This window comes from Larkinella sp. (genome assembly GCF_965227735.1).
In the GTDB taxonomy this organism is placed as follows: Bacteria; Bacteroidota; Bacteroidia; order Cytophagales; family Spirosomataceae; genus Larkinella.
In genome coordinates, this window is sequence record NZ_OZ245776.1 from 1,869,803 (window position 1) to 1,881,638 (window position 11,836).

5 protein-coding genes are annotated in these 11,836 nt (G+C 54.4%); all 5 read right to left on the bottom strand.

Going from position 1 to position 11,836, the window contains the following annotated elements; genetic code table 11:
* Positions 1 to 99: 99 nt before the first annotated feature.
* The 5 genes from ACO064_RS07200 to ACO064_RS07220 all read right to left on the bottom strand — a co-directional run bounded on the left by ACO064_RS07200 (position 100) and on the right by ACO064_RS07220 (position 10,873).
* The gene (locus ACO064_RS07200; RefSeq protein ID WP_421826713.1) at positions 100 to 2,505 is read right to left on the bottom strand and encodes a TonB-dependent receptor; all 2,406 of its coding nucleotides are present in this window, start codon (positions 2,503 to 2,505) and stop codon (positions 100 to 102) included.
* An 88-nt stretch (positions 2,506 to 2,593) separates the two neighbouring features.
* A complete protein-coding gene (locus ACO064_RS07205) occupies positions 2,594 to 3,142 on the bottom strand; it encodes a hypothetical protein (protein ID WP_421826714.1) in 549 nt (182 codons plus the stop codon).
* A 119-nt stretch (positions 3,143 to 3,261) separates the two neighbouring features.
* Complete coding sequence (locus ACO064_RS07210; protein ID WP_421826715.1) at positions 3,262 to 6,333, bottom strand: VPS10 domain-containing protein; 3,072 nt, start codon at positions 6,331 to 6,333, stop codon at positions 3,262 to 3,264.
* Positions 6,334 to 6,430: 97 nt separating this feature from the next.
* On the bottom strand, positions 6,431 to 7,834 hold the full coding sequence (locus tag ACO064_RS07215) for a RagB/SusD family nutrient uptake outer membrane protein (protein ID WP_421826716.1): 1,404 nt from the start codon (positions 7,832 to 7,834) through the stop codon (positions 6,431 to 6,433).
* A gap of 48 nt (positions 7,835 to 7,882) precedes the next feature.
* Complete coding sequence (locus ACO064_RS07220) at positions 7,883 to 10,873, bottom strand: SusC/RagA family TonB-linked outer membrane protein (RefSeq protein WP_421826717.1); 2,991 nt, start codon at positions 10,871 to 10,873, stop codon at positions 7,883 to 7,885.
* Positions 10,874 to 11,836: the final 963 nt, after the last annotated feature.

The following is an 11,836-nucleotide window of genomic DNA, read 5'->3' on the forward strand; positions in this document are numbered from 1 at the left end:
AGGGCAGGGCTGTTAGTTCTTCCGCTTTTTGCCCCCAACCCCCTAAAGGGGGCTTCAAAATCCGGATGTTTTAGCCCCCTTTAGGGGGTTGGGGGCAACTTAAAACCTCGCCCGCAGCGAAACGATGACGTTCCGGCCGGGGGCCACGATTCCCGAGCTGTAGGGGCGATACCGCTGATCGGTGAAGTTTTCTACCCCCGCATTGATCGACAACAGATCCGTGAGTTGGTAATGCGCCTTGAAATTCAGCGTGTACCAACCCGGCGAATACGGTTTTCCGTCGGCGTCGATAGCATACATGTAATCCTTGCCCTGCTCTTCCTGCGCCAACTCGCTGTTGGCCACCTTGTCGTTATACATCCCGTATAGTTCCAGCCGCAGCTTTTTGGCCGTGTAACTCAGCCGGGTGATGCCGAACCAGGGAGCCGCGTGACGCAGCGGGCTGGTGGTGCCGTCGTCCAGTTCTTCGTCACCTTTCTGGTAGGTGAAGTGTGACGACAGGCCGAATCCGGCGGGGAGCTTGATTTCCAGACCCGCCTGAATCCCGTAGACCGTCGCTTTGGCCGCATTCTGAATCGCCTGAACCTGACTCAATTCGCCATTGTACTGAATGCTGTCCTGTCCGTTCAGCGTAAAATTCCGCCGAACCAGCGCGTTGTCCAGGTACGTGTAATACGCCGTCAAATCGACTTTCACGCGGTTTCCGAACACTTTGGCAACGCCCACTTCCGCATTGTAGGCATACTCCGCCTTCAGATTCGGATTGGGAATGACCACCGAACCCGGCTCCGATTCAAACACCTTTCCGACATCATCGACGTTGGGCGAGCGAAAACCGGTGGACAAATTCGCACTCAAACTCCAGGTGCTGGCCGGGTGATAAACCAGTCCCGCGCTGCCGGTCAGGGCACCGTTGTTAAGTTTCGCGGTGGTAAACGGGAACGGGTAAAATGTGGTTTCGAACGTTGAATTCAGGACAAACTGGTTGTAGCGCGCTCCGGCCTGAAACGTCAGGTTGTCGCTGGCTTTTAGCTGGTACGTCAGGTAAGCCGCATACGAAGCCCAGTTCGATTTGGGGTAACGCGGGGCACCCGGAACGGACACATTCGTAACAATATCCAGATTCGTAGCCGTCGAAACCACATCATCGTAGACCGCTTCCAGTCCATAAAACAGCTTCTGTTTGTCGTTCAACTGCTTGTTGAAATCGATACTGGCCGAAAAAGCATTCACCTTTTCGAGCGTCGTCCGCCGTTCCGAGTCGTTCAGATCGCGGTCGATGCGGCTCTCTTCGAAAAACTGGTGGGCCAGCCGAATGCTCATCTGGTCGTACAATCCCCCACTTGCGGTATTGGTGATGGTCAGGTTGTTCATCATCCATTCCTGCGGGCCGTAGTTCCATTCCGCACTGCGCGGCAGATTCCGGCGGTAGCGCAAAAGCCGGTCGTAGCGCGCGTAGTTCGACGTGGTCGAATACTGAAAACCGTAGTTGAAATCCCAGCGGCCGTTCGGTTTGAACCGAATTTTCTGCAACAGATTGATCTGCGAATAGCCCGTCGGACGCTGCACCCGCTGATCCTGGTTCTGAATCACCCGATCCTCGCTGTCGATCCGCTCAACGTATTCCTTGCGCAGGTATTCGTCCGGCCCGTGCGAACCCATGCGCAGATCGCCGAAATTGTTGTGGGAAATGCTGGTGGCAATTCCCCATTTTTTCCAGCCGACACTGACGTCGGCGTGGCCCGTCAGCTCGCTGTTGGCGGACGAATACCGCCCCACCGCCGAACCCGACACCAGCGGTTTTGCACTGTCCGACAATTTGGGCATCAGCGTGTAGAAACTCATCACACCCCCAATGGCATCACTGCCGTACATGACCGAACCCGGCCCAAAAACCACCTCCGTGTTTTCGATGGAAAACGGATCAAGCGAAATCACATTCTGCAGGTTCCCACTCCGAAAAATAGCTGTATTCATCCGCACGCCGTCGACCGTAATCAGCAGACGATTGGTCGAAAAACCGCGAATCATCGGGCTTCCTCCACCCTGCTGGCTTTTCTGGATGAACACTTCGCCGGATTGGCCCAGCAAATCGGCGGCTGTCTGCGGATTCTGAAACGCCACTTCCTTGGCCGAGATCGTCGTAATTTTGACCGGCACATCCCGGCTCGACTGATTCCAGCGGTTGGCCGTCACCACCACCTGATCCAGCGACAGCGACGCCGGTTTGAGGTACAAAGACAACCCGGATTTCGCCAGTTCGTCGTAGCTCACGGTTTGGGTCTGGTAGCCAACGGATCGGATTTCGATTCGGTCCGCACCCTTGAAAGCGGTGATGTCTACCTTGCCTTTGGCCCCCGAAAGCAGCAAAACCGTCGGTTCCTGGCTCGAAAGCGTCACCCGTTCGAGCGGCCGGGAATCTTCCCGGTCTTTGATGGCAATCACCTGGGCGTAGCTTTCCGCATAGGCCCCGAGCAACGCCCAGAGAATTATATATTTTTTCATATCTAACCGGTTGGGAAGTCTTCAGTATTCGTTTCACATGCATTCAGACACACGAATTCAAAGCTGACGGAAAATGGTCAGCCGGAAATCAAACGTACACGATGTAAAACGACTGTTCAGGCGGAAGCTGCGGAGGAGTGAGGGCCACGTAGAGGGCAAACTGGTTGATAAAACCGCCGACCCTCGGTTCAGGAAACCAGTGGGTCGGGAGCGAAAGCCAGGAAAGCAGTTCCTGGCAGAAAAGGGGTTGTAAAAAGGGAGAGGCTTCGGTCGATTTTTCTTCCTGCTGCGCATCTTTTTCGAGCAATTCCAGCGACGCCAGTTGTTGGTTCAGGCGGGTTTCTTCTTTGTCCCACCAGCACTCGTAAAATACACTGTCGCCGACCACCGTCGTTGCGATCAGGTCATACATCTGCCCCTGGTATTCAAACTCGTGGTCGTGTTCCCAGCGCAGGGTGGTTTTGATTTCGGAAACGGCAAATTTCAACGTCACCCGCTGCGATTCCGTACGGCCCTCTTCCAGACGGTTTTCCACGTCTTTCCTGACCCGGTATTTTTGGGATTGCAGGAGCGTATAGGTTCCCCAGAAAGGCAAACCCAGCGTCATCAGGAGCAGTATGAGTATCGACGTCCTCAATCCGGCAAATGGTAAAGTTTATGGCAAGCGGAACACGGGTTGGTTTCAAAAAAACAGGAACCAGCTAACCGGAACTTTCGTCCTGATTAGCTGGTAATGGGCAGGGTTAGTTAGTCAATTTACAAACTCTTGATAGTCTTCGTCTTCAGAATCGACTCCAGTTCGCCCAGGTGCTGATTCAGTTCGGCCGACAGTTCTTCGTACACTTTATACGAGCCGTCGGTCGGTTTGGCATCTCCGGTTTCAACGCTCCGCCACAACGACGCCAGGCGGTTGTTGAGCTTGATCGGGAAGTTCAGCGGATCCTGACCACTCTGGTTGCGGATCTGATACAGGTTTTCTTCCACGATGCTCAGTTGTTCGATGATCTTTTTGTTGGCCGGGCTGTTGGTTTTGCCCAGTTTTTCTTTCAAATCCCGAATCTGAACCACCGCGTCGTTGGCCTTGCTGGTCTGGTCACGGAGTTTGATGGCCAACTGGAATTGCTCCTGAACGTCGGCATCGCTTACACCTTTCAAACGCGGATCGAGCTTGATTTCAAACGGTTGCGTGAGGGTTTTGCCAGCGGTCGTGAGCCGGATCTGGTATTTTCCCGAAGGAGCCAGCGGTCCCATCGTGGGCCGCGCACTCCAGACAATCATGCCTTTGAACTCGGTGGCTCCCGGATACCGCATGTCCCACTCGAAGCGGTTCAGACCGGCATTTTTCGTCGGCGGTTTCACCCGTGGAGCGCGTGGATTGTCCTCTTCCATCTCAGCCGCCGGGGCTTTTTCACCTCCCGCTGGTGCGTCAACGCTGTCGAAGCTGCGAACCAGATTGCCTTTCGAATCCAGAATTTCAATTTTCACCTTGTCGGACGGTTTCGCCAGGTAGTACTGGAAAACCGCATTCTGAACCCGACGGACGGCACTATACGGTTTGAAAAAATGCACGTCGGCTTTGGCCACTTCGGGCGAAAATTCCCGAATCGGCGCCACATCGTCCAGCACATACATCGAACGACCGTGGGTTCCGATCACCAGGTCTTTTTCGGTTACGATCAGATCGGAGATCTGGGTATCGGGCAAACCCAGTTGCATCGGCTGCCAGTTGTCGCCATCGTTGAACGACACATAAACACCGTGTTCCGTACCGGCATACAACAAACCGGGCTTCGTCAGGTCTTCCCGAACCGTGTGGGCGTAATGCCCGGCACCAATGCCGGTCACGATTTTTTTCCAGGTTTTTCCGTAGTCATCCGTTTTCCAGAGATACGGGGCGCGGTCGTCCATCTGATACCGTTTGGCGGCAATGTAAGCCGTTCCGGGCTTGTGCCGCGACGCGTCGATGATGCTGATCCGGGTGTGTTTCGGCAAATCCTTCGGCGTAATGTTCTGCCAGGTTTTGCCGTGATCGCGGGTGATGTGTACCAGCCCGTCGTCGGAACCGGCCCAGATCGTGTTGACATCGTGGAACGAAGGCGCGAGCGCAAAAACCGTCGCGTAGATTTCCGGGCCGTTCATGTCCATCGTAATGACCCCGCCACTTTTTCCGAGTGAGGCCGTATCGGCCAGCGTCAGATCCGGGCTGATTTTCTGCCACGACTGCCCTTCGTTGGTCGACATCCAGACGTGCTGTGAACAAACGTACAAACGGTTCGGATCGACCGGCGAGAACACGATGGGATACGTCCACTGCCAGCGTTCGGGTAACGCACTGGAGGGTTCGCCGGAGAAAAACCGGGGATACACCTGCACATCCCGCACCTGACCGGTGGCCCGGTTGTAGCGCGTCAACAACGCCCCCTGGCTACCGGCGTAGAAAATATCCGGGTTTTTGGGATCCTGGGCAATGTAGCCGCTCTCTCCTCCCCCAACGTCGTAATACCGCTCCGATTTCTTAAGTGAATTGGACCGGGCCTGCATGTGATTCCAGCCTTCGCTGGCCACGGCCACAGTCGAGTTATCCTGCTGGGCACCCGCCACGTGGTACGGAAAATCATTGGTCACCGTGATGTGGTACAACTGCGCCGTCGGGAAGTTTTCGTCCGTCCAGGTTTTGCCGCCGTTGACCGAAACCGTTCCGCCACCGTCGTTGGACGACACCATCCGCATCGGGTCGGTCGGGTCGATCCACAGGTCGTGGTTGTCACCGTGGGGCACCGTAATCGTTTTGTCAAATTTCACCCCGCCGTCCGACGATTTGAAAAACCCGACATTCAGGCAGTATACGCCGTCTTTGTCTTTCGGATCGGCGTAGATGCGCGAGTAATAGAACGCCCGCTGACGCAGTTTCCGCTCGGAGTTGACGTATTTCCAGGTCATCCCGGCATCGTCGGACCGGTATACCCCGCCGTCGTTGGCTTCCACAATGGCCCAGACGCGGTTGGGATCGACCGGCGAAACCGTCACCCCAATTTTACCGACCGGCCCTTTCGGCATCCCCGGTTTGTTGGTCAGTTCAGTCCAGGTGTCGCCCCCGTCCGTCGATTTGAACAAACCGCAGGCACCACCGCCCCCCCACATTTTGTAGGGTGTGCGATACACCTGCCAGATTGATGCGTAGATCACTTTCGGATTCGTGGGATCGATGATGAGGTCGGCCGCACCAGCTTTGTCGCCTTTGTACAGCACTTTTTTCCAGGTTGTACCGCCGTCGGTTGTCCGGAAAACACCCCGCTCTTCGTTCGGGCCGTACGGGTGGCCCAGAGCCGCCACGTAAACCGTATTCGGGTCGGTGGGATGCACGCGAACCCGGGCAATGGCCTGTGTCTCTTTCAGACCGATGTTTTTCCAGGTTTTGCCGGCGTCGGTGGTTTTATAGACACCGTCGCCCTGCATGATGTTGCCCCGGAACTGGGTTTCGCCGGTTCCGATGTAGACCACATCCGGGTTGGTTTCCGAAACGGCCACCGCTCCCACCGACGAACTTTGTAACTGGCCGTCGGTAACAGGAGCCCAGGTGTTCCCGCCATCGACGGTTTTCCATAAGCCACCACCAACCGCGCCAAAATAGTATTCCTGTTTGCGAGAGGAACTCCCCGAAGACCCCAGCGAGCGCCCCCCCCGGTTGGGACCGATGTTGCGCCAGGTCATTCCTTTAAAATGCAGGGAGTCGGTCGCCAGCACGGGCGAAGACGACTGAGCCGCGGCCGGCTCGGTCAGCAGAAGTCCCCCTAAAGCCGTCAGAATGAGACAGTGGTGTAATTTCATAGACTGTTTTTCAAAAAAAGTATGTAGGGTTAATTTAACGCTTCATCAGGAGATCAGGATGGGTTATTTATTGAGCGTCCAATTCCGGGTCGATTCTCTAGCGGTAGCCTTCGTTCTGGTCCAGATTTTTGTTGGAATCGATGTCCGCCAGGGGAATCGGGAAAACCTGCCGCCCCGCGTTCGTCAGCGTAATCGGCGGACCATTTTTCCGGGCCACGGCCACCAGTTTGGTCAGGGCCTGGTTGGTCCGGACCAGATCAAAGAAGCGGTGGCCTTCAAACGCCAGCTCAATTTTCCGTTCCTGCCAGATGGCCTGCAAGGTCGGCTGCAAACCCGTGACCGTCGAAGCGGCCAGTCCGGCTCGTGTCCGGATTCGGTTCAGATCGGCCAACGCACCGGTCAGGTTTCCGGTTTGGGCCAGGGCTTCCGCCCGGTTCAGATACACCTCGGCAATCCGCAGAATATGAACGTTATCGATGTTACCGGCTTTCTGGTATTTCGTCGAGTAATACACCCCCACCACATTGTCACGGGCCGTCATTTTTCCCCGCACATCGTTCGGATTGGCAATCAGTTCGGCGTAGAAACCTTCGTGAATGGCAATGTCGCCCCGCCCCCCCATGCTGGACGGAAAATACCAGTTGCGAAGACCGCTCTGGTCGGTGGAACCAAACGCCAGTTCGAAGATGGATTCGGTGGAAAAAGCCCCCGAGAAAATCGATTCGTAGGAGCCCAGCAGCGCATATTTACTGTCGTTGATAACCAGGTTGGCATACTCGATCACTTTCTGCGGCTGGTTGGTATACAGATACAGGCGGGAAAGCAACGCCCGGGCGGTTCCCTTCACGGCCTGCGAGCGGGTGGTTGTGATGTTCGCGTGCGTCTCCGGCAGCAGTTCCAGGGCTTTCAGAATGTCGCTTTCCACCTGCGCATAAGATTCGGCCAGCGTAGACCGGCTCGGAAACAACGAATCGTCGACCTGCTTGGAAGGCTTCAGCACCAGCGGAATGCCCAACGTCCCCACGACGCCCGGCACGCCCCCGTATGACCGGGTCAGGTCGAAAAACGTCAAACCCCGGATAAAATACGCCTGACCCAGAATGGCGTTTTTGGTGGCATCCGGAATGTCCGTCAGGCCCGGAACGGCTTCGATCAGCGTGTTGGCGATGTTGACCGCGCGGTAGGCCCGGGTCCACAGGGCGGCATTTTCGCGGTTGGCCGGTGCCGTAACGTAGGTATCCATTTCCCGGTAAAAATCCCAGGTTCCCACGCTCTGCGAAATATCGGCTGCAACATCGCCCATTAGGATGAAGTTTCGCCCGTAATAGTTTCCGTCCTGGAGCTGGTTATACATCCCGGCCATGGCCGCCGTGGCACCTTTCAGGTTGGTCACGGCCACGCTTTCCGACACCTCGGCCTGCGGTTCCTGATCCAGCACATCACAGGCCGTCAATACACTGCACAAAGCAGTGGTCAGAAGAATATGATTCAGTCTTTTCATGGCGTCAATTTTAAATGGGTACATCCTATCAGTAGCGGTTGAGAACGGTTAAAAACTCACGTTGATACCAGCCATATACACCCGTGGTTGCGGCATCGTGTAGAACTCGATGCCCTGCGTGAGGTTGGTAGCCGCCGTTCCGGTCAGTTCCGGATCCAAACCGGTGTACTTCGTGAAGGTCAGGACATTCTGACCGGACACGTAAACCCGCGCGCTCGACAGTTTGATTTTGCTCAGCAGCGTCGCTGGCAGGCTGTAGCCGATCGAAAGGTTTTTCAGACGCATGTACGAACCATCTTCCAGAAAGCGCGAAGGGCGCAGGTTGCCGGAATAGTTTTCGGCCGTCATTTTCGGGATCATCGTCTCATCACCCGGTTTTTGCCAGCGATCCAGTTGGCTCGTCATGAAGTTGGTGTTCCGCGTGCCGCCGTGTTCCTGGAAGAAGCGGTTCCAGTGTAACTGCATGTTTCCATACGAATACTGGAAGAAGAACATCAGGTCGAAGCCTTTGTAAGACAGCGTATTGGTGATCCCGCCGAAGAAATCCGGGTTGGCGTTGCCCACGATCTTGCGATCGACGTTGGCGTCAAACTTGCCATCGCCATCCACATCGGTAAAGATGGGCGCTCCTGTTTCCCGGTTGACGCCGGTTTGCTCGTGGAAATAGAACGAATACATGGAGTAGCCTTCCTGATACCGGTAGATATCCCGGTTGTAAACGGTAAACGGCGCGGCCAGTTTGGTCAGGCGGTTTTTGTTCGTGGCAATGTTGAAGTTCACATTCCAGTCGAGCTTATCCGCTCCACCGCGCAGCACATCGGCGTTGATACCCAGTTCGACCCCGCTGTTCTGCACCGAACCGTAGTTCTGCACCAGCGTGTTGAAACCAGACGTCCGGGGAACCGGAACAGCCAGCAACAGATCGCGCGTATTCTTGACGTAATAGTCGGCGGTAATTTTCAGGCGGTTTTTCAGCAAGCCCAGATCAAGCCCAACGTTGGTTTGCTCCGTGGTTTCCCATTTCAGGTTGGGATTGGCCAACTGGACGGGAGCCGTTCCCGGCAAGTTCACATACGCCGAAGAACCGGATACATCGCCCAGGTCGTTCAGGTTGCCCCCCCAGAGGCCCAGGGACTGAAAGTTTGTAATCCCGCTCTGGTTTCCCGTAAAACCGTAGCTGGCCCGGAGTTTCAGCACATTGATGGCCGACACCGATTTCATAAACGACTCCTCGGAGAGCAGCCAGCCCACGGCCACCGACGGGAATGTTCCCCAGCGGTTGGCTACCCCAAACCGGGAAGAACCATCGCGCCGGATGTTGACCGTTGCCAGGTATTTGTTTTTGTAGTCGTATACAAACCGGCCAAACAACGAAGCGATTCCCCAACTGGAGCCTTCAGACGTACCGGTTTGAACAGCCGCCGAAATGATTCTGCGGAAATCGTTGCTGGGAAACTGCTGGCCCGTAGCCGACGTCCGGCTGAAAACCGACTCCTGAACGGAGGTTCCAACCAAGGCATTGATCGAGTGATTGCCGAAACTCCGCTGGAACGTCAACACGTTCTCCTGCACCCAGTTATCATCCCGCGTGTTGACCGAACGGGCCGAACCGTTGACCGCAGCACCGTTGTTCAGAAACGTGTCGTCGTAGAGATCTTCCTGGATGTTGCTGTAATCCAGACTGAAGCTGGACCGCAGACTCAAACCCGGTATAATATCGTATTGGGCGTATACATTGGCCAGAAACCGGTTGGTCGACATCGTGATGTCGTTGTGTTCAACAGCCGCCAGCGGGCTTTCGAAAGTTCCGAATTTGGTATACGAACCATTGGTCTGGTAGAAGGGCAGGTTGGGCGGCAGAAAGAATGAGCCTTCCAGCGCACCGGAAATGTTGTCGTCGTTCCGAACCCGGTTCCGGAAATTGCGGGAGAACAGCACGCTGGTTCCGACTTTCACTTTGTTGATGGGCGTGAAGTCGAGGTTGACCCGGCCACTCGTCCGTTTGAAATCCGAGCCTTTGATCACCGCTTCCTGAAAGAAGTTGTTGACCGAAACCAGGTACTGAATTTTGTCGGTACCGCCCGTAATCGACAGGTCATGGTTGCGCAGGAGTCCGTTCTGGAAAACCGGCTCTCTCCAGTCGGTGTTGATGGTTCCGGCCGGATTGGCATACGGAGCCGTCTGGCCGTTGTTGACCGAGGCTTCGTTGATCAGCGTTTCGAAGGTCGTTCCGTCGACCACGGCGGGTTTGCGCCACAGGTTTTGCGTACCGATATAAGTACCAAAGCTGATCTTCGCTTTTTTATTGGCTCCGCGTTTGGTGGTGATCAAAACGACGCCATTGGCCGCCCGCGCGCCATAAATCGCGGTGGCCGAGGCATCTTTCAGAATTTCCATGGAGGCAATGTCGGCCGGGTTGATGTCGGCGATGGGGTTGGTGGTGCTTCCGCCCAAACCAATTGCGGAAAGGCTGCCCGACTGGATCGGAATCCCGTCGACGACATACAGCGGATCGCTGGAACCGTTGATGGAAGTGGTTCCGCGCACCCGGACCATCATGCCGCCCCCGGGCGTACCGGAGTTGGCGCTCACCTGCACCCCGGCGGCCCGTCCCTGCAGGAGTTGGTCGCTGCTCGGAGCCGGAATGTTTTCGATGGCTTTGCCGCTCACCGACGCAATGGAACCGGTGATGGTTTTCTGGGCCTGTGTTCCGTAGCCGGTCACAATCACTTCCGATAAGATCTTGGTATCGGTCACCAGAACCACATCGATTTTCGACTGGTTTCCAATGGTCACTTCTTTATTCTGGAATCCAATGGACGAAAAAACCAACGTTCCGCCTTTGGTACCGACGCTGAGCTGATAGGCGCCATTGGCATCGGTCGTCGTGCCAATCGAAGTGCCTTTCAGCACCACATTCACACCCGGTATGCCGGTATTTTCTTCCTGGCTGTTCACGATCCCTTTCAGGATGCGGTCCTGCGCATGCAGAAGATGGGCGGAAAAAATAAGAATAAGAACAGTAGCAATTTGCTTCATGATAAGTTGATTTTGGGTTACACAAACTCCGGTGGAGGTGGGCAACGGACGTAGCAGCCTTCCCGGATCTACTCAGTCCGGTGATTGGGGTCGATTCATTTCCGTTTGCAAACAGGTTACGCTCTCGCCGGACACACGTGGCACACAAGCCAGCGCACCGGCGGACAGATCGGACGCCGTAGACGAGTCGGTATTCGTGTATTTGAAAAACCAGCGGCTGTTAGTGTGCAGGCCTGGCAGTGCTATATAAGAAAGTAGTAGCCATGATAACTCGTGGTTAGAAATGGGAAACTCCGTCTGAATTGGTTTCAAACGGCTACTTTTCTTGCTTGACTGGAAGGGAATAAACAGAGCTGGCGGATGACGCAAACCCTGAAAACACAACTGGAGAGTTACGAAGAATATTCTTTGGCAAATTTAGGAAAAAGCCAATTTTAATACAAAGAAAATGATCAATAATATTTTCTTTTATTTTAATCTTCAACAGTGTTTTTTATTGTGAAACCAAAATACAGCTTATTATTTTCTCCACCCATCGTTAAATAGACGGAATATATTGTACATCGAAACAATTGGATTAGTGCGCATTTATATTGGTTTTTCCCCGATTGTTCAAAACAAAATAAACTGAATTTTGCACTATTCTTTTATATTGTTTTTTCTATCTGCGAAAATCATTACTTATCAAAATTAAAATACTATTAAACTTGACATCGGTTGGATTGCTTCTAATATTTGGGAGGAGTTTACGAATTATTGACAAGGCTTACCAACCGTTACCCGCTTCCAGCCGCACTCGAAGCGCGTAGCGAAAACCAGCAGTTGACATAACAACTGTATCGGGTTGTCATTGACAATCCTGATCATTCATCATTGCGTATTGGAACAGGTTTTTACAACCTGAACGAATTTTTGTGTGCATTGCCACTCTGGAAGGGGAGCAGCAGGAAAGCACAGAAAACG

Excerpts from the sequence above, each read along its gene's own strand:
- ACO064_RS07215 (WP_421826716.1), bottom strand. The coding sequence starts at position 7,834 with ATGAAAAGACTGAATCATATTCTTCTGACCACTGCTTTGTGCAGTGTA.
- ACO064_RS07220 (WP_421826717.1), bottom strand. The coding sequence starts at position 10,873 with ATGAAGCAAATTGCTACTGTTCTTATTCTTATTTTTTCCGCCCATCTT.
- ACO064_RS07200 (WP_421826713.1), bottom strand. The coding sequence starts at position 2,505 with ATGAAAAAATATATAATTCTCTGGGCGTTGCTCGGGGCCTATGCGGAA.
- ACO064_RS07210 (WP_421826715.1), bottom strand. The coding sequence starts at position 6,333 with ATGAAATTACACCACTGTCTCATTCTGACGGCTTTAGGGGGACTTCTG.